We start from the raw sequence: 18,590 nt of genomic DNA, 5'->3' as shown, positions 1-18,590 counted from the left end.
GCGGTACGACTGCATGACTGACACCCTGATCGCGCCTCTCCCGGCCACGGCCGCTCCGACCACCGCGCTGCCCGCACCGGCGGCCGGCCTGGGCTGGAAACGCCGTGTCGTCCGGTTCGGCGTCCTGGGCGTCGTCGTCGGCGGCCTCGCGGTCGCCGCGGCCGTCCTCCCGCTGCGCGAGATCGGCGCCGCGATCCTGGCCCTGGGCCACGTCGCGCCGGTGGCGATCGCGGTGGTCGGCGGCCTGCTGCTCTCCGTGCTGGTGCCGCGCACCGCCATCACGATCGCCTGCGGTGCCCTGCTGGGCGCGGCGACCGGCGCGGTGACGGCCCTGGCCGCCGCGGTGATCGCGGCGGCGGCTACTTACTATGCGGGCCGCTGGGCCGGCCGCGGCGTGCTGCACGCGCGGGCCGGCGGCCGGCTCGCCCGCCTGGACGGCTGGCTGAACCGGCGCGGCCTCTCCGCGGTGCTGCTGGTGCGCTTCCTGCCGCTGGCGCCGTTCGGGCTGATCGGGTACGCGTACGGCACGACGAGCGTGTGCCGCAAGCGCTACCTGTTCGGCACATTCCTGGCCTCGATCCCGTCCGCCGTGAGCTACGCGGTGATCGGCGCGGCGGTGGCCAACCCGCACGGCCTCAACCCGCTGAGCCTGACCCCGGCCCTGATCGGCTTCACGCTCACCACCACGATCGTCTGGCGCTGGAAGCGTTCCGCCCGCCGCCAGGCCGCCGCCGAGGCTCTTACCGGGCAGTCCGTCGACGCCTGACCCAAGACTCTCCGAACGCCCGTCGCTTCCCAGCGGCGGGCGTTCTGCTTCTCCGCCCGGCCCCGCCGCGCTCCATGTCGGGCCTCCACTTCGCTCCACGACGGGCTCCACTTTCCTCCCCGGGAGGGGTTGACACGGTGTGGTAGCGAGAGGTTTGGGGATTTTTGGGGTGGTATGTGCGGGCGGGCACGCGGGGTGTCGGGTTGGCGACGGGGTTGATCTTGGGCATCCGCTCCACTTCTGGGAGAAGGCTGTGAGCTGGGACTTTGGCGGCGATGGTGATCGGCGAGCGTGCTCATTCGGCTTGCGGGTGGAGGGAAGTGGAGTAGAGTGGAGCGCAGTGGCAGGGCGAGGGGGACTGGACCTGGGAGGCCTGCCGGCCCGAGTTGACAGGCGGACCGCGAACCGCTGGGGGCAGGGGGTGGACGGCCGATGTTCCTCGGCACCCATACCCCGCGCCTCGATGACAAGGGGCGGCTGATCCTTCCGGCCAAGTTCCGAGATGAGCTGGCGGGAGGTGTCGTGATCACCAAGGGGCAGGAACGCTGCTTGTACGTGTTCCCGATGCCGGAGTTCCAGCGCATCGCGGGTCAGCTTCGCGAGGCGCCGGTGACCAACAAGGCCGCCCGGGCGTACAGCCGGGTGTTCTTCGCCAGCGCTCATGACGAAGTGCCCGACAAGCAAGGGCGGGTGACCATTCCGGCCCACCTGAGGGAGTACGCGACCCTGGATCGCGACCTCGTGGTGATCGGGGCGAGCACCCGGGTGGAGATCTGGGACAAGCAGTCCTGGGATGACTACCTCGCGGCGAGCGAAGACGAGTTCGCCGACATCGAGGAGGGGGTGCTGCCCGGCGGACTGTAGGGCGGGAAACCCTGCCGGGCCGCCGATCACGGCCCCGGACGACGTCACCGCCCGTACTGCGAGATCTCCAGCCGCTCCCGCACCTGGCGCCTCTTCCCCGGCGCCAGGCGCGTGTCCGGACCGGAAAGGACCGGCAACGCCCGCCGGCAACGGGCGGCGCCGGAACGACAGCCGGGGACACGAGCGGATGGGGATCTGGCGGTACGGACGACGTCCGGGCCGGGACAGGCGATGGTGACCGGCCGGGTGGGCAAAGGGGGTCGACATGGGGGAGCCTCGTGGCACGCATGTGCCCGTGCTGCTCGAGCGCTGCCTCGAGCTGCTCACGCCCGCGCTCGATCTGCCCGGCGCCGTGCACGTCGACTTCACGCTCGGGCTCGGCGGCCATGCCGAGGCCGTGCTGGAGCGCTTCCCCGACGTGGTCCTCATCGGGCTCGACCGGGACACCGAGGCGCTCACGCACGCCCGGCACCGGCTGGCCTCGTACCGCGCCCGGACCCATCTCGTGCACGCGGTCTACGACGAGCTCCCGCAGGTGCTCGCCGACCTCGGGTACGAGCGGATCCACAGCGGCCTGTTCGACCTGGGTGTCTCATCGCTGCAACTGGACGAGGCGGACCGCGGTTTCGCGTACGCCCAGGACGCCCCGCTCGACATGCGGATGGACCAGACCGCGGGGATCACCGCCGAGCAGGTCGTGAACGAGTACGAGCCGGGGGAGCTGGTCCGGATCCTGCGGCAGTACGGCGAGGAGAAGTTCGCCCCGCGGGTCGTCTCGGCGATCGTGCGGGAGCGGGCGAAGGGGCGGATCGCCTCCACGGCCCGGCTGGCCGAGCTGGTCAAGGAGGCGATCCCGGCCGCCGCGCGACGAACGGGTGGAAATCCCGCGAAAAGAACGTTTCAGGCGCTACGTATTGAGGTAAATCGGGAGCTCGCCGCGCTGGAGTCGGCCCTACCGTCGGCTTTGGACGCATTGGCGCCGAAAGGCCGCCTTGTGGTGATGAGCTACCAATCGTTGGAGGACCGGATCGTCAAGCGCGAACTCACCGCGAGGACGCGCAGCACCGGGCCGATCGACCTGCCGGTCGAGCTGCCCGGGACCGGTCCCACCCTGCGGCTGCTGACCAGGGGGTCGGAGCCGCCGACCGACGAGGAGGTCGCGGCCAACCCGCGGGCGGCTTCGGTGAAGCTGCGCGCGGTCGAGCGCCTCGGCCGGCAGGACACGACGACGGGGGACGCCCGCGAACGTCCCCGGATGTCAACGCACGGGGGACGACGGCGGTTACGCCAGGGGGAACGCGACGAGGGGGAGGGGAAAGCATGAGCGAGCGCACGCACGCGCCACGGTCGGGGGGCCGGGTCAAGGATCAGCGCGGGACGGTGCCGGCACGCGATGCGCAGACCCAGCAGGGAACGGGCCAGCACAGCGGCCGCGGACGAAGTGACGGCCGGGGGGCGCGCCACTTCGACGGTGCCGACGAGGGCCGGGCCGACACGCGCCGGTCCGGGATCCGGGGATCGGGCGGCGATCTGCCGCGGGCCCGGGCCCAGGACAATGCCGATTCCGTACGCGGTGAGCAGCGCCGTTCCGGGTCGGAGCCGGCCCGTGGCAAGGGCCGCCGGCCGGAGCCGACGATCGGCAGGAACCGTGCGGAGACGGGCGCGCCCCGTCGCCGCGACACCGGCCCGATCGCGCCCCGCAAGCGCGACACCGGCCCGATCGAGACCCGCAAGCGGGACACGGGTCCGGTGGAGAGCCGTAAGCGCGACACGGGTCCGGTGGAGAGCCGTAAGCGCGATACCGGTCCGGTGGAGGCGCGCAAGCGGGACACCGGCGCGGTCGAGGGGCGCAAGCGGGACCTGGGCGTGCTGGCCGAGCGCGGGCTGGGCAAGGGCGTGCGCAGCGGGCGGCTCCGGGACAACCGGGACGTGCGCGGCGGGCGGCCGGTCGTGGTCGCGCCGGTCGACGGCACCGCGGCGCTCAAGCCGATCGAGGTCGAGCCGGTGGCGGCCGAGCCGCTGCGGGTCACCGGTCCGGTCCGGACCACCGGCGAGGTCGTCACGCCGATGCTGCGGGTCGCCCCGCCGGCGCCGGTCAGCACGCCGCGGGCGCCGTTCGTGGCCTCGGTGATCGGCGTGGTCATCGTCGGGGTGCTCGGCATCCTGATGATCAACACGAAGACCAACGAGAACTCGTTCCGGATCGCCGACCTGCAGAAGCAGGGCGCCGCCCTGGACAGCCAGCAGCAGGACCTGGACAACCAGCTGGTCGCGGTGTCGAACATCGGCAACCTGGGCGCCGCGGCCCGCCGGCTCGGTCTGGTCCAGGCGGACAAGCCGGCGATGATCACGCTGCCCGACGGCAAGATCATCGGCGTGCTCACGCCGGCGAACGGCAAGCCGGCGGTCACCGCCGAGGACGGCGCCACGCCGGCCGGCACGGCGTCGACCGGCCCGAGCGCGGGTGTGGGCCAGACCGCGCCCGCCGCCGGGCAGGGCACCGGCGTCTCCAGCGGCACCCAGGGCGCCGGCACGACCGCCGGCACCCAGGGCACCGGCACGGTGGGCACCGGCACGACCGGGAATGGGACGGCGGCCACCGGCACGGCCGGGAACGGCACGGCGGGGAACGGCACCACCGGGAACGGCACGACGGCCGGGAACGGGACCACCGCGGACGGGAGCCAGATGACCGGGACGAACAGCGCCACCACGGGCACCGGGCAGTAACCATGCCGCCGCGAAACGACGACACACCGCGCCGGGGCGAGCAGCCCCGGCGCGGCACGTCTCGTGACCTTCCGACCGAGGGGACCGGGACCGAGGAGACCGGCCGGGGCCGCGGGGGCTTCGGCATCGGCGACGCGCGGGCGTACACCCCGCGCGGCCGTACCCTGGCCGAGCGCGACCAGCGCACCCGCTCGCCGCGTGCCGGCCGCAACACCGACCCGTTCCGCCCCGCCCTGCAGGTGCTCGACGGCGGCCGGCCGCAGCGTGGCCGGCGCCCGGCCGAGACCGATCCGCCCGGGACCCAGCCGCCCGGGACCCAGCCGCCGGCCGGCGACGACACCGGCCGCCGGGAGCAGCGTGACCCGCGCCGCGAGCCGCCGCGCAGCCGCCGCCCGGAGCCGGTCGAGGACGACCGGGACGAGCTCAGGCAGCGCCGGGAGCGGGCCGCCGGCCGTGGCGTCCGGGTCCGCGAGGGCGTGGCGGCCGGCAGGCGGGGGAGCGGCAAGCCGGCGCGCGACGTGCGGTCACCGCTCTCCGCCCGTACGGGAAAGGAACGAACCACCGCAAAAGGCAAGGCCGGCACCGCACCGAAGGGCCGGGCCGTGCGGGCCATCGCGCCCGAACCGCCGAAGCTGGCCAACCCCACCAAGCGGCTGCGGCTGGGCACCGTGCTGGCGCTGTCGCTGTTCGTGATGATCGGCGTGCGGCTCGTCGTGCTGCAGGTGGCCTCGTCGCCGGCCGACGCGGCGCGGCTGATCAAGCTGCGCCAGGACCGGATCAGCGAGATCACCCTGCCCGCGCCGCGCGGCAGCATCCTGGACCGGGACGGCACCGTGCTCGCGCACAGCGTCGAGGCCCGCTACGTGGCCGTCGACCCGGTGCTGGTCAAGAACGTGACCCAGGAGGCGGCCACGCTCGCGCCGCTGCTCGGCGTGCCGGCCTCCAAGCTGATCCCGAAGATGACCAAGCACAACCGGCCCGGCGGCGGGCAGTCCCGCTTCGAGTTCCTCAAGCAGGGCCTGGACATCGGGGTGGGCGAGCGGATCGCCGCGATGAAGCTGGACGGCATCGTGGTGCGGCAGGACGAGCGCCGCGACGAGCCGGGCGCCGACCTGGCCGCGAACCTGATCGGCTTCACCGGCGCGGACAACTCCGGCCTCGAGGGCATCGAGGGCCGGTACGACTCGCTGCTGCGCGGCACCCCGGGCTCGCAGGAGTTCGAGATAGGCAAGGGCGACCTGAACGCGCCGATCCCGGGCGGCTACCAGCGCCGCGTCGAGCCGCAGCCGGGCACCTCGATCGAGCTGACCATCGACGCCGACCTGCAGTACAAGGTGCAGCAGATCCTGGGCGACGAGCTGCGCAAGTGGAAGGCGTCGATCGGCGGGGCGGTCGTGCTCGACGCGAAGACCGGCGAGGTGCTCGCGCAGGCCAGCTATCCGCCGTACAACGCGCAGAAGCCGCTGGACTACTCGTCCGCCGACCGGGAGGACGTGCCGAGCGCGATCGTGGCCGACCCCGGGTCGGTGCACAAGGCGTTCATGTTCGGCGCGGCGCTGCAGGAGGGCCTGATCACGCCGGACTCGACGCTGGCCATCGGCCCGGCGATCAAGCGCGGCGGCTACACCTTCCCGGACAGTCACCCGCAGCCCAAGGGCACCCTGATGACGATGCCGGGCCTGCTCGCGCTCTCCTCCGACGTCGGCACCATCCTGATCGGCGACAAGCTCGGCAAGCAGCGGGTGTACGAGTACCAGCAGAAGTTCGGGCTCGGGCAGTCCACCAACGAGGGCGTGGCCGGCGAGGCGCAGGGCAAGATCCTCGCGCCGGACGAGTGGAGCCCGTCGGCGTCCGGTTCGGTGCCGATCGGGCACAGCGTCGACGCCACGCTCATCCAGATGGCGGCGGGCTACGGCGCGATCGCCAACAATGGCACGTACATCCAGCCGCACATCATCAAGTCGTACATCTCCGGCACGGACGGCAAGGTCACCAACGCGCCGGCTCCCGCGACGCATCAGGTGCTGAGCCCGAACGTCGCCGCCGAACTGCGCACGATGATGGAGGCCGTGGTCGACAACGCGGACGCCACCGGCACCCTGGCCCGGGTCAACGGCTACCGGGTGGCGGGCAAGACCGGCACCGGCAAGCGGCTGGTCGACGGGCAGTACACGAGCAGCAACTACGGGTCGTTCATCGGGATGGCGCCGGCCGAGAACCCGCGGTTCGTCATCGCGGTCTCCGCCGAGGTGCCGAACGCCAGCGGCGGCGAGGTCGCGGCGCCGGCGTTCAGCCAGATGATGTCGTACGCGCTGCTGCAGAACCGGGTGCCGCCGTCCGCCACCAAGCCGCCGACCTTCCGGATCCACGCGTGAGCCGTGGCGTTTTCTCCTCGAATGCGGGCAGCGGGTAGGGTCTGACGCCGTGTCCGGCATTCCCCGTCCCGAGTCCGTCGTACCGCTGCGGCTGACGCGCCTCGCGGCCCTGCTCCCGGCGGTGCTCACCGGCGGTGATGCCGAGGTCACCGGCATCACGCACGCCAGCCAGGAGGTACGCCCCGGCGACCTGTACGCGGCGCTGGCCGGTGCGAACCGGCACGGCGCCGAGTTCGTGGCCGGCGCGGTGGCCGCCGGCGCGGTGGCCGTGCTGACCGACGAGGCCGGGAAGGCCGCCGCGCTCGCGGCCGGCCTCCCGGTGCTGGTGGCCGACGACCCGCGGGCGGTGCTGGGCGCGGCCGCGGCGGCCGTCTACGGCGACCCGTCGGCCCGGCTCACGATGATCGGCATCACCGGCACGGCGGGGAAGACGTCGACGGCGTACCTGGTCGAGTCCGGGCTGCGCGCGGCCGGGATGACCACCGGCCTGATCGGGACGGTGGCGACTCGCCTCGGCGACCTGGTGGTGACCAGCGTGCGCACCACCCCCGAGGCGACCGACCTGCAGGCGATCCTGGCCGCGGCGGCCGAGCGGCGGGTGAGCGCGGTGGTGATGGAGGTGTCCAGCCACGCGCTGCAGATCGGCCGGGTCAACGGGCTGCGGTTCGCGGTCGGCGGGTACACCAACTTCGGCCTCGACCACCTGGATTTCCACGCCGACGTCGAGGAGTATTTCGCGGCCAAGGCGCGCCTGTTCGACGGGCGCAGCCGGGTCGAGGTGCTCAACCACGACGACCCGGCGCTGCGCCCGCTGTTCAAGCCGGCGACGGTCAGCTATTCGGCGGCCGGCGACGAGACGGCCACCTGGTGGGCCGGCGACGTGCGGCCGTCGGCGTTCGGGCAGCGGTTCGTCGCGCACGGGCCGGACGGCATCACGGTGGAGGCCGGCGTCTCCCTGCCCGGCCGGCACAACGTGGCCAACGCGCTGCTCGCGCTCGCCTCGCTGGTGGCGATCGGGGTGGACGCCCAGGTCGCGGCCCGCGGGATCGCCGCCTGCCCGGGCGTGCCGGGCCGGCTGGAGCAGGTGGACGCGCCGGGCGAGGTGCTGGGCGTGGTCGACTACGCGCACAAGCCGGACGCGATCGTGGCGGCCCTGGCGGCGCTGCGCGAACTGGCGGCCGGGCGCGGCGGGCGGGTGATCTGCCTGATCGGGGCCGGCGGCGACCGGGACAGGGGCAAGCGGCCGGTGATGGGGGCGGCCGCCGCGCGCGGGGCCGACCTGGTGATCGTGACCGACGACAACCCGCGTAGCGAGGACCCGGCCGAGATCCGCGCCGCGGTGCGCGCCGGAGCGGAAGGCGCCGGCGTGGCTACCAAGATCATTGAGGTGGCGGGGCGGCGGGCGGCGATCGACGAGGCGGTCCGGCTGGCCGGGCCGGGGGACGTGATCGCGCTGCTCGGTAAGGGGCACGAGCGGGGACAAGAGGTGAACGGGCAGATGCTGCCGTTCGACGATCGGGTCGAGCTGGCCGCCGCGCTAGGGAGTAACTCATGATCCGCATGACTCTGGACGAGATCGCCAAGGCCACCGGCGGGCGGGTCGTCAACGCGTCGCCGTCGGTGATGGTGACCGGTGGCGTCGAGTACGACTCCCGCAAGGTCGGGCCGGGCGGGCTGTTCGTGGCCTTCGAGGGCGAGAAGGTGGACGGTCACTCCTTCGCCGCGGGCGTCGTCGCGGCGGGTGCGGCCGCGGTGCTGAGCACCCGGGACACCGGGCAGCCGGGCGTGGTCGTCGAGGAGCCGCTGGCGGCGCTGGCCGCGCTCGCGCACGCCGTCGTCGAGCGGCTGCCCGAGCTCACGATCGTCGGCCTGACCGGGTCCTCCGGCAAGACCACGACCAAGGACTTCGTCGGGCAGCTGCTCGCCCGGCTCGGGCCGACGGTGGCGCTGCCCGGGTCGCTCAACAACGAGCTGGGCTTCCCGTACACGGTGCTGCAGACCACCGCGGAGACCCGGTTCCTGGTGCTGGAGATGGGCGCGCGGGCGGTCGGGCACATCCGGTTCCTGTGCGAGATCGCCCCGCCGCGGGTGGGCGTGGTGACCAACGTCGGGGCGGCGCACATCGGGCTGTTCGGCACGGTCGAGGGGACGGCGCGGGCCAAGGGGGAGCTGGTCGAGGCGCTGCCGGCCACCGGCGTGGCGGTGCTCAACGCGGACGACCGGCTGGTCGCCGGGATGGCGCCGCGGACGAGCGCGCGGGTGCTGCTGACCGGGGAGTCGGCGGACGCGGCGGTGCGGGCCACGGACGTGACGCTCGATGAGGGAGGCCGCGCGGCGTACACCATTGGATTCAATGAGAAAAGTGGACATGTCCGGCTGCGGGTTGCCGGTCGGCATCAGGTGTCGAACACGCTGGCGGCCGCGGGGGTGGCGCTGTCGCTGGGGATGGAATTCGACGACCTCGTCACGGCGCTGAGCGAGATCGGGATCGTGTCGAGCCGGCGGATGGACGTGTTCACCCGTCCGGACGGCGTCACGGTGATCGACGACTCCTACAACGCGAACACCTCGTCGACGTCGGCGGCGTTGCAGGCGCTCGCCACGATGAGGGCGGACGGACGCCGCGTCGCGGTGCTCGGCTACATGGCCGAGCTCGGCGAGCACGAGCGCTCCGACCACGAGGAGGTCGGCCGGCTGGCCGCGGAGCTCGGCGTGGACCGCATCGTCGCGGTGGCCGACAACGCCCGACCGGTGCTGGACGGGGCGGCGACGGTCGAGGGATGGAAAGGCGAGGCGATCTTCGCGGTCGATCAGGCCGCCGCGCTGGAGATCGTCCGGGGGGATCTGCGGGCCGGCGACGTCGTGCTCGTGAAGGGTTCCAGGTACCGCACGTGGGACGTGGTCGACGGACTGCGTCCCGAGGAGGGTCGCCCGTGAGGGCAGTCATAGTCGCGGCCGCGGTCGCGTTCATCGTTTCGCTGTTCGGCACGCCGATCGCCATCCGCGTCTTCACCGCGCTGAAGGCCGGCCAGCCGATCCGCACCATCGGCCCGGCCACCCACCAGGGCAAGAAGGGCACGCCGACGATGGGCGGCGTCGCCTTCATCGTGGCCACCGTCGTCGCGTACGTGGCCGGCCACGTCGCGCTGACCACGCTGCCCGAGCGGCAGATCGCGCAGGAGGGGCCGACGATGACGGCCCTGGTGCTGCTCGGCCTGTTCGTCTTCTGCGGCGTGGTCGGCTTCCTGGACGACTTCCTCAAGGTGCGCCGGCGCAACTCGGACGGCCTGAGCGCCAAGGGCAAGCTGCTCGGCCAGCTCGTCGTCGGCGCCGGGTTCGGCATCGCCGCCCTGTACGTGGCGAGCACCAACGGCCAGACCGTGGCGAGCGAGCACATCTCGTTCATCCGGGACGTCAGCTGGCTGAACGTCGGCAAGGTCGGCTCGGTCCTGGTCTTCGTCTTCGTGATCATGGCGATGTCGAACGGCGTGAACCTCACCGACGGCCTCGACGGCCTCGCCACCGGCGCCTCGATCCTGGTGCTCGGGGCGTACGCCCTGATCGGTTTCTGGCAGTATCGCCACTGGTGCGGCGACACCGATTACTCCCGCGCCAACGCCTACTGCTACCAGGTGCGCGACCCGTTGGAGATCGCGATGATCGCGGCCGCGGCGGCGGCCGCCTGCGTGGGCTTCCTGTGGTGGAACACGTCGCCGGCCCGGATCTTCATGGGCGACACCGGCGCGCTGGGCCTGGGCGGCCTGATCGGCGGCCTGGCCGTGTCCACCCGCACCACGCTGCTGTCGATCATCATCGGCGGCCTCTTCGTGATCATCACGATGTCGGTGGTCATCCAGATCATCTCGTTCAAGACCACCGGTAAACGGGTGTTCCGCATGTCCCCGCTGCAGCATCACTTCGAATTGGCGGGGTGGAGCGAGGTCAACATCGTGGTCCGGTTCTGGATCGTGGCCGGCATCTGCGTGGCGATCGGCCTCGGCCTGTTCTACTCGGACTTCCTGGCGGTCATGGGCTGAGTCACATCGCGCCGCGACACGCCCGCGAAGTGCCAAGGGCTGGCGTGTCGCGGCCACGATGATGGGTCCATGGCGGACGACCGGATGACCAAGGCGGCTCGCCCGTCGCTGAGCCGGCAGCTCCTGCCCGCCGTGCACGGGCTGCTCGCCCGGCCCCTCTCCTCGTACTACCTGCTGATCGCCAGCTCCAGCCTGCTGCTGCTGATCGGCCTCACCATGGTCTTCTCGGCGACCAGTGTGAAGGCGTTCCACGACAGCGGCAGCGCCTTCGCCACGATCGCCAACCAGGCGTTCTTCGCGCTGCTCGGCCTGGTCGCCTTCTGGCTCTGCCAGCGGCTGCCCGCCTCCACCCTGCGCGACCTCGGCAAATACATCCTCGGCGCGGCGGTGGTGCTGCTCGCGATCCTGGACCTGATCGGCGCGCTGGTCAAGGTCGGCCTGCTCAAGCACCCGGCAATCGGCCCGATCCGCACCGACCTGCTCTGGCTGTACCTCGGCCCGATCGGCCTGCAGCCGGCCGAGCTCGCGAAGCTCGGCATGGTGCTGTGGGGTGCCGACGTGATCGCCCGCAAGGGCCCGGCGCTTGGCCATTGGCGGGAACTGTCCCGCCCGCTGTTCCCCGTGGTCGGCCTGCTGTTCGTCCTGGTCGGCTACAACGACCTGGGCACCTTCCTGGTTCTGCTGGCGTTGATCGTCGGCCTGCTCTGGGCGGCCGGGGTGCGCCTGCGGGTGTTCGGCGCGCTCGGCGTCATCGGCCTGGCCGGCATCGGCCTGCTCATCGCGGCGGCATCCGGCGGCGCCGGCTCGGGCTCGACCACCGGCGGCAACTACCGGCTGGCCCGGCTCACCGACTTCCTGCAGCCGCTCGACAAGTGCAACCTCAGTGTCAACTGCTACCAGCTGATCCAGGCCCGTTCGGCGATCTTCGAGGGTGGCTGGTTCGGGGTCGGCCTGGGCAAGGGCGTGCTCAAGTGGAACTGGCTGCCCGAGGCCTCCAACGACTTCATCTTCGGCGTGGTCGCCGAGGAGCTGGGCGTGGTCGGCTGCGGGGTGATCCTCGCGCTGTTCTCGGTGCTCGCCTACACCGGCTTCCGGATCGCCCGGCGCTCGGCCGACCCGTTCCGCCGGCTGGCCGCCACCGCGATCACCACCTGGCTGGTCACCCAGGCCGTCATCAACATCGGCGGGGTCACCGGCATGCTGCCGATCACCGGGCTGCCGCTGCCGTTCATCTCCACCGGCGGCAGCGCGCTGGTCGTGACGCTGGCCGCGATCGGGATGCTCGCCTCGTTCGCCCGCGCGGAGCCGGATGCGGCCAAGGCCCTGAACGCCCGTCCGCCCGCGAAGTGGGTGCGGCTACTCTGGGCCCCGTTGCCGCCCGTACCCCCGCAGCGGCAGCCGGGGCCTGGCCGGGCTCCCGCCCCCGCGGGGGGCGAGAGGAGACGGTGATGGGGTTGCTGCGGTCGGTAGTGCTCGCCGGCGGAGGCACCGGCGGTCACATCTACCCGCTGCTCGCCTTCGCCGACGCGGTGAAGCGGCACTTCCCGGAGGTGCGCATCACGGCCCTCGGCAGTCCGAAGGGCATGGAGAACGAGCTGATCCCGCCCACCGGGTACGACCTGCGGATCATCCCCGCGTTCCAGCTGCCGCGGTCGGTCAACATGAACCTGCTGCGCACCCCGGACCGGATGTACAAGTCCGCGCATGCGGCCGGCAAGATCATCGACGAGGTGCAGGCCGACGTGGTGGTCGGCTTCGGCGGGTACGTCTCGGTCCCGGCCTACCTGGCCGCTTGGAAGCGTGACCTGCCGATCGTCATCCACGAGGTGAACGTGCCGCCGGGCGTGGCGAACCGGATGGGTATGCGGTTCACCAAGAACGTCGCGGTCGGCTTTCCCAGCCAGCCGCAGCTGGTCGAGTCGCTGCGCGACGCCCGGGTGGTCGGCGTGCCGCTGCGCACCAAGCTCACCCACATGGACCGGGCCGCACTGCGGCCGCAGGCGCTCTACCAGTTCGGCCTGCGCCCCGACCTGCCGGTGCTGTTCGTCTCCGGCGGTTCCTCCGGCGCCCGTACGATCAACCTGGCGGTGGCCGCGGCGGCGAAGCGGATCACGCACGCCGGCATCCAGGTATTGCACGTACAGGGCGGCCGGAACGACCCGTTCGAGGTGCCCGGCGACCTCCCGGTGCCGTACGTGGTGCTGCCCTACCTCTCCGAGATGCAGCTGGGCTACGCCGCGGCCGACCTCATGCTCTGCCGGGGCGGCGCGATCACGGTGGCCGAGACGACCGCGCTCGGCGTGCCGGCCGTCTACGTCCCGTACCCGCACAGCAACCAGGAGCAGAAGCGCAACGCGCTGCCGGTGGTCGAGGCGGGCGGCGGCATCCTGGTGGACGACAGCGAGATCAGTCCCGAGTGGATCGAGCAGCACATCATCCCGTTGGCACGCGACCGGCAGCGGCTGGAGATGATGGGCGCGGCCGCTTCGCGGTACGGACGCCGCGACGGTGACGAGGCACTCCTGGAGTTTGTGTTGGAAGCGGTGGCCGCCAGATGATTTTGGAGAATTGCGCGATGTCCATTTTCTCCGGAGGAGGCTTGTGAACACCACGGAGCTCACCCCGGCCGGCGAGTTGACCGCCGAGGAGCTGGGCAGCGTGCACCTCATCGGCATCGGCGGGGTCGGCATGGGCGGCCTGGCCCGGCTGCTGCTGACCCGCGGCGTGCCGGTCTCCGGCAGCGAGCTGCGCGAGTGGCCGGCGCTGGCCGCGCTGCGCGCGCTCGGCGGCACCGTGCACATGTCCCACGTCCCGGAAAACCTGGACGGGGTGGACACGGTCGTCTACTCGACCGCGATCCCGCAGGACCACCTGGAGCTGGTCGAGGCCCGCCGGCGCGGTCTACGGATCATGCACCGTTCCGAGGCGCTCGCCGCGGCGATGACCGGCCGGCAGACCATCGCGGTGGCCGGCACCCACGGCAAGACCACCACCACCTCGATCATGACGGTGATCCTGCAGCACGCCGGGCAGGACCCGTCCTTCGTGATCGGCGGCGAGATCTCCGAGGCCGGCTCCAACGGGCACCACGGCACCGGGCCGCATTTCGTGGCCGAGGCGGACGAGAGTGACAAGACCTTCCTGATCTACCGGCCGCACGTCTCGATCATCACGAACATCGAGGCCGATCACCTCAACAACTGGGGCGACCTGGCCGGGCTCAAGGCCGGTTTCCTGGAGTTCGCCGAGCTCACCGACGCCGACGGCTTCGTGGTGACGTGCGCCGACGACCCCGGGACCCAAGACCTGATCGGTTCGCTGCGCGCTCAGGGCAAGACCGTTTGGACGTACGGCGAAAGTGCCGGCGCCGATCTGCGGATCAGCGACGTGGTCTCCACCGTGAGCGGCGTGCGCTACCGGGCGTCGCTGGACGGCCAGGAGCTGGGCGAGGTCAAGCTGGCGCTGCCCGGCCGGCACATGGGCCTGAACAGCGCGGCGGCGGTGCTCACCGCGCTGCGCCTGGGCCTGCCGCTCGACAAGATCACCGAGGCGCTGGAGTCGTTCCCGGGCGTCCGCCGGCGGTTCGAGCGCAAGGGCATCGCCGCCGGGGTACGGGTCTACGACGAGTACGCGTACCACCCGACCTCGGTGAAGGCGGCGCTGCTGACCCTGCGCGAGGTGGCCGGCGACGGGCGGCTGCTGGTGGTCTTCCAGCCGTACCGGGTGTACCGCACCCGCGACCTGCAGGCCGAGCTGGCCGAGGGGCTGGCGATCGCCGACGAGGTGATCGTGATGGAGGTCTTCGGGCCGGGCGAGGTGCGCGGGCCGGGCGAGGGCGGGGTGGCGCTGACCGCCGCGATCGACCTGCCGGCCGAGCGCAAGGTCTTCGTCCCGGACTGGGAGGACGTGCCGGCCGAGGTGCTGCGCCGCAGCCGCCCGGGGGACGTGGTGGTCACCATGGGCGCGCCGCCGATCTCGCTGATGGGCGACGAGCTGCTGGCCGCGCTGGCCGGGTCGGCGGCGGAGGAGTAAAGAGGAGCAACCGGATGAGTGCGGGCGGGCGCAACTGGCGGCTGGTCCGGGCGAACACCGACGCGGTGCCGTCCTCGGCCCGGCGGTTCATGGCGCGCGCCCGCCGGCGCCGGCTGCGGGCCGCCGTGCCCTGGGCGGCGGCGGCCGGGGCGCTGGTCGTCGCCGGCGCGCTGACCTGGGTGGTGTACGGCACGGCGGTCCTCGGTGTCCGGAACGTCAAGGTGGTCGGCGCCCAGCTGATCGACCCGGTGCAGGTCCAGCAGGCCGCCGACGTGCCGGCCGACGAGCCGCTGGCCCGGGTCGACCTGGACGCGGTGCGCGCCCGGGTGCGGGCCATCCCGGCGGTCGACCGGGTCACGGTCAAGCGCGGCTGGCCGTCGACGCTGGTGATCGAGGTGGTGGAGCGGACGGCGGTGGCCGCGGTGCCCACCGGCCCCGGGAAGATGGCGCTGATCGACGCGACCGGTACCCCGTACCGGGAAGTCTCCCGCAAGCCGGACGGCCTGCCGCTGGTCCGCACGGCGCAGCCGGGCCCGGCCGACCTGAACACCCGGTCGGCGCTGAAGGTGCTCGGCGCGCTCAGCCCGGAACTGCGCGAGCAGCTGATCGCGGTCTCGGTGGCCGCGCCCGCGCAGATCCACCTGGAGCTGAGCAAGGGCCGCACGGTGGTCTGGGGCGACGACACCGAGAACGAGACGAAGAGTCAGGTGGCGACGGCCCTGCTGAAGAAGGCGAGCAAGGAGATCGATGTCTCGGCGCCGCTCGTCGTGACGATCCGCTGATCGGACATTTCGCCACGAACGGCTTATTAGGGCGGAGGTTACGGGCGCGTCGGATATTCGCCACGCACGCGGCTCTCGACACGCCGCGCCGGTCCTTGGTTGACGCCTGCCGTCCGCTTACGTTGCCTCCAGAGGTTGACTGGTTGACATAACCCTAAGCCTCTAGTAGAGGGTGAGGGTTTCCTCGCCCTCCCTTACACGGCAGCGGACGTCGAAGTCGCGCCGCGACGTTCGTCCACCCCGAAGGGAAGGCTGAGCCCGATGACACCTCCACACAACTACCTGGCGGTCATCAAGGTCGTCGGGATCGGCGGCGGCGGTGTCAACGCCGTCAACCGGATGATCGAGGTGGGGCTCAAGGGCGTCGAGTTCATCGCGATCAACACCGACGCCCAGGCGTTGCTGATGAGCGACGCCGACGTGAAGCTGGACGTCGGCCGCGAGCTCACCCGCGGCCTCGGTGCGGGCGCCCAGCCCGACGTCGGCAAGAACGCCGCCGAGGATCACCGCGACGAGATCGAGGAGGTCCTCAAGGGCGCCGACATGGTCTTCGTGACCTGCGGCGAGGGCGGCGGTACGGGCACCGGCGGCGCGCCGGTCGTGGCCAACATCGCCCGCAAGCTCGGCGCGCTCACCATCGGCGTGGTCACCCGGCCGTTCTCGTTCGAGGGCAAGCGCCGCCAGGTGCAGGCCGAGTCGGGCATCGAGGAGCTGCGCAACCAGTGCGACACGCTCATCGTGATCCCGAACGACCGGCTGCTCGCGCTCGGCGACCGCGGCATCAGCATGATGGATGCGTTCCGCCAGGCCGACCAGGTGCTGCTCTCCGGCGTCCAGGGCATCACCGACCTGATCACCACGCCCGGTCTGATCAACCTGGACTTCGCCGACGTCAAGAGCGTGATGAGCAACGCCGGCAGCGCGCTCATGGGCATCGGCAGCGCGCGCGGCGACAACCGCGCCGTCGAGGCGGCCGAGCGGGCGATCTCCAGCCCGCTGCTCGAGCAGAGCATGGACGGCGCCCGCGGCGTCCTGCTCTCCATCGCCGGCGGCTCCGACCTCGGCCTGTTCGAGATCAACGACGCCGCGCAGCTGGTCACCGACGCGGCGCACCCGGACGCGAACATCATCTTCGGCGCGGTCATCGACGACGCGCTCGGCGACGAGGTGCGGGTGACCGTGATCGCGGCCGGGTTCGACGGCGGTGCCCCGTCCTACAAGCCGGCCGAGACCAGCCGCAAGACGCCGCCGGTGCAGCCGGCCAGCGCTCCGGTGTCGGCGCCGGTGTCCACCGCGCCGGTGCAGGCCCCGCCGGCCCAGACGCCGCGCCGGGTGCTCTTCGACGACGTGGACGTGCCGGACTTCCTCAAGAACGGCTCGTGACCGCGGGCCGCCGGGAGGAGCTCGCCGCCTCGCTGGCCGAGGTCCGGGCGCGGATCGCCCGCGCCTGCGTGGACGCGGGCCGGCCGGCGGAGGCGGTCACCCTGGTGGCCGTGACCAAGACGTACCCGGCGAGCGACGTGGTGCTGCTCGCCGGGCTCGGCGTCACCGACGTCGGGGAGAACCGGGACCAGGAGGCGGGGCCCAAGGCCGCCGCGGCGCGGGCCGAGGGCGCGACGCCGCGCTGGCACTTCATCGGGCAATTGCAACGCAACAAGGTCAAAAGCGTGCTTGCGTACGCCGATGTGGTCGAATCGGTGGACAGCGTGCGACTGGCGACCGCGCTGGCGAAGGCCGCGCTCGACCGGCCGGCGCCCCTCGAGGTGCTGGTCCAGGTGAGCATCGACGGCGACCCGGGCCGGGGCGGCGCGGCCGGCGACGACATCTGGCGGATATCCGACCTCGTGGCGGCCTCGGCGGCGCTGCGGCTCGGCGGGGTGATGGCGGTCGCGCCCCAGGATTGGGATCCGGACCGCGCGTTCGAACAGCTGGCCGCGCTGACCGGGCGACTCGTGGCGGCCCATCCGGGCGCGACCACGGTCTCGGCCGGGATGAGCGGCGACCTCGAGGCGGCGATCCGGCACGGGGCGACACACGTCCGGATCGGCACTTCTTTGCTCGGAATGCGAAACCCGCTGCGGTAGCCTTGCGGCGGGCAGCAAACTACATAGGTGTCATTCAAGCCCGAGTGAAGCTCGGGCTTTCGGGGCACGTTTCGCCGGGGGGAATGCGGTACGCCGTGGGGGCGCGGGCCGCGCAGCGGACAAAAGGTGGGGGACATGGCTGGTCGGGTCGGCACTTTCGCGATGCGGAATGGGGTGGGGGCATGAGCGCGATTCGGAAGGCCGGCGTCTGGCTGGGCCTCGTCGAGGAGGACGAGGAGAGCGGGTACGAGGAGCGCGGTTACCGGGAGAGCTCCTACCGCGACCGTGACCGTGACCGTGAGCGCAGCCGGGACCGCGACCGCTACACGTCGGACCGCTACGCCGACGAGTTCGCCGACGAGGACGACGACCTCGAGGAGGAGCGGACCGTCCCGCGTGCCCGCGGCGAGCGGTCCCGCCCGTCCGACCGGCTCTCCCGGGTGGACCTCGACAACCACGATCGGGTGGAAACCGGCGAGCGGGCCCGCGTGCGTTCCATCACTCGGTCGAGCACGGCGAGTGAGGCCGCGGCCCCGGTGAGCTATGCGACTCGGGACAATCTCGCGCTGGCCGAGGAGCGCGTGCACGCGCCGCAGCCAGCCCCGCGCCCGGTCGAGGAGGAGCAGCGGTACCAGATCACGACGCTGCACCCGACCACGTACCGTGAGGCCCGGACCATCGGAGAGCACTTCCGGGACGGCGTTCCGGTAATCATCAACCTCACCGAGATGGACGAGGGGGATGCCCGCCGCCTGGTCGACTTCGCGGCCGGGCTGGCGTTCGGCCTTCGCGGTACGATCGAGCGCGTGACCAACCGGGTTTTCCTGCTCTCTCCGGCGAATGTCCAGGTCACCGCGGAGGACAAGGCCAAGATCGCTGAGGGTGGGTTCTTCAACCAGAGCTGAACCCGAACGAGGGAC

The 18,590-nt window shown here is 72.2% G+C and carries 14 protein-coding genes and 1 pseudogene; all 15 read left to right on the top strand.

The window, feature by feature from the left end; all coding sequences use genetic code 11:
• Positions 1-13 precede the first annotated feature (13 nt).
• The gene (locus tag IH26_RS0129365) at positions 14-766 is read left to right on the top strand and encodes a TVP38/TMEM64 family protein (RefSeq protein ID WP_030439487.1); all 753 of its coding nucleotides are present in this window, start codon (positions 14-16) and stop codon (positions 764-766) included.
• Positions 767-1,198: 432 nt separating this feature from the next.
• Positions 1,199-1,630 (top strand): division/cell wall cluster transcriptional repressor MraZ, encoded by a 432-nt coding sequence (gene mraZ / locus IH26_RS0129360; RefSeq protein WP_030439486.1) that lies wholly within the window; start codon positions 1,199-1,201, stop codon positions 1,628-1,630.
• A 265-nt stretch (positions 1,631-1,895) separates the two neighbouring features.
• Entirely contained in the window at positions 1,896-2,954 is a 1,059-nt protein-coding gene (rsmH, locus tag IH26_RS0129355; protein WP_030439485.1) for a 16S rRNA (cytosine(1402)-N(4))-methyltransferase RsmH, read from the top strand.
• Positions 2,951-4,360: a cell division protein FtsL gene (gene ftsL, locus IH26_RS56240; protein ID WP_157437449.1), complete on the top strand. Its 1,410-nt coding sequence runs from the start codon at positions 2,951-2,953 to the stop codon at positions 4,358-4,360. The genes rsmH and ftsL overlap by 4 nt, the downstream gene beginning before the upstream one ends.
• Before the next feature lie 2 nt (positions 4,361-4,362).
• Complete coding sequence (locus tag IH26_RS0129345; RefSeq protein WP_030439483.1) at positions 4,363-6,735, top strand: peptidoglycan D,D-transpeptidase FtsI family protein; 2,373 nt, start codon at positions 4,363-4,365, stop codon at positions 6,733-6,735.
• A gap of 49 nt (positions 6,736-6,784) precedes the next feature.
• Positions 6,785-8,290, top strand: a complete 1,506-nt coding sequence (locus IH26_RS0129340) for a UDP-N-acetylmuramoyl-L-alanyl-D-glutamate--2,6-diaminopimelate ligase (RefSeq protein ID WP_030439482.1) — start codon at positions 6,785-6,787, stop codon at positions 8,288-8,290.
• Positions 8,287-9,672 carry a UDP-N-acetylmuramoyl-tripeptide--D-alanyl-D-alanine ligase gene (locus tag IH26_RS0129335; protein ID WP_030439481.1) on the top strand — a complete coding sequence of 462 codons (1,386 nt, stop codon included), beginning with the start codon at positions 8,287-8,289 and terminating at the stop codon, positions 9,670-9,672. The genes IH26_RS0129340 and IH26_RS0129335 overlap by 4 nt, the downstream gene beginning before the upstream one ends.
• Entirely contained in the window at positions 9,669-10,772 is a 1,104-nt protein-coding gene (gene mraY / locus IH26_RS0129330; protein WP_030439480.1) for a phospho-N-acetylmuramoyl-pentapeptide-transferase, read from the top strand. The genes IH26_RS0129335 and mraY overlap by 4 nt, the downstream gene beginning before the upstream one ends.
• A 69-nt stretch (positions 10,773-10,841) precedes the next feature.
• Positions 10,842-12,300: pseudogene (locus IH26_RS0129325) on the top strand (FtsW/RodA/SpoVE family cell cycle protein); the annotation flags it as partial.
• A complete protein-coding gene (murG, locus tag IH26_RS0129320; RefSeq protein ID WP_030439478.1) occupies positions 12,221-13,330 on the top strand; it encodes an undecaprenyldiphospho-muramoylpentapeptide beta-N-acetylglucosaminyltransferase in 1,110 nt (369 codons plus the stop codon). The pseudogene IH26_RS0129325 and the gene murG, both read left to right, overlap by 80 nt.
• A gap of 43 nt (positions 13,331-13,373) precedes the next feature.
• Positions 13,374-14,804 carry a UDP-N-acetylmuramate--L-alanine ligase gene (gene murC / locus IH26_RS0129315; protein ID WP_030439477.1) on the top strand — a complete coding sequence of 477 codons (1,431 nt, stop codon included), beginning with the start codon at positions 13,374-13,376 and terminating at the stop codon, positions 14,802-14,804.
• Between the two features lie 14 nt (positions 14,805-14,818).
• Positions 14,819-15,586 (top strand): cell division protein FtsQ/DivIB, encoded by a 768-nt coding sequence (locus IH26_RS0129310; protein ID WP_030439476.1) that lies wholly within the window; start codon positions 14,819-14,821, stop codon positions 15,584-15,586.
• Positions 15,587-15,847: 261 nt separating this feature from the next.
• Complete coding sequence (gene ftsZ / locus IH26_RS0129305) at positions 15,848-16,969, top strand: cell division protein FtsZ (protein WP_030439475.1); 1,122 nt, start codon at positions 15,848-15,850, stop codon at positions 16,967-16,969.
• On the top strand, positions 16,966-17,670 hold the full coding sequence (locus IH26_RS0129300) for a YggS family pyridoxal phosphate-dependent enzyme (protein ID WP_030439474.1): 705 nt from the start codon (positions 16,966-16,968) through the stop codon (positions 17,668-17,670). The genes ftsZ and IH26_RS0129300 overlap by 4 nt, the downstream gene beginning before the upstream one ends.
• Positions 17,671-17,852: 182 nt before the next feature.
• Positions 17,853-18,575, top strand: coding sequence for a cell division protein SepF (locus tag IH26_RS0129295; protein WP_030439473.1), 723 nt, complete (start codon positions 17,853-17,855; stop codon positions 18,573-18,575).
• Positions 18,576-18,590 lie beyond the last annotated feature (15 nt).

Source organism: Actinoplanes subtropicus (assembly GCF_000721705.1).
Lineage (GTDB): Bacteria > Actinomycetota > Actinomycetes > Mycobacteriales > Micromonosporaceae > Actinoplanes > Actinoplanes subtropicus.
The sequence above is the reverse complement of the archived record's forward strand: the minus strand, read 5'-3'. Positions and strand labels throughout refer to the sequence as shown.

Bases quoted from the DNA above. Each gene is read 5' to 3' on its own strand.
- IH26_RS0129365 (WP_030439487.1), top strand. From the start codon at position 14: ATGACTGACACCCTGATCGCGCCTCTCCCGGCCACGGCCGCTCCGACC.
- mraZ (WP_030439486.1), top strand. From the start codon at position 1,199: ATGTTCCTCGGCACCCATACCCCGCGCCTCGATGACAAGGGGCGGCTG.
- rsmH (WP_030439485.1), top strand. From the start codon at position 1,896: ATGGGGGAGCCTCGTGGCACGCATGTGCCCGTGCTGCTCGAGCGCTGC.
- ftsL (WP_157437449.1), top strand. From the start codon at position 2,951: ATGAGCGAGCGCACGCACGCGCCACGGTCGGGGGGCCGGGTCAAGGAT.
- IH26_RS0129345 (WP_030439483.1), top strand. From the start codon at position 4,363: ATGCCGCCGCGAAACGACGACACACCGCGCCGGGGCGAGCAGCCCCGG.
- IH26_RS0129335 (WP_030439481.1), top strand. From the start codon at position 8,287: ATGATCCGCATGACTCTGGACGAGATCGCCAAGGCCACCGGCGGGCGG.
- murG (WP_030439478.1), top strand. From the start codon at position 12,221: ATGGGGTTGCTGCGGTCGGTAGTGCTCGCCGGCGGAGGCACCGGCGGT.
- IH26_RS0129310 (WP_030439476.1), top strand. From the start codon at position 14,819: ATGAGTGCGGGCGGGCGCAACTGGCGGCTGGTCCGGGCGAACACCGAC.
- ftsZ (WP_030439475.1), top strand. From the start codon at position 15,848: ATGACACCTCCACACAACTACCTGGCGGTCATCAAGGTCGTCGGGATC.
- IH26_RS0129295 (WP_030439473.1), top strand. From the start codon at position 17,853: ATGAGCGCGATTCGGAAGGCCGGCGTCTGGCTGGGCCTCGTCGAGGAG.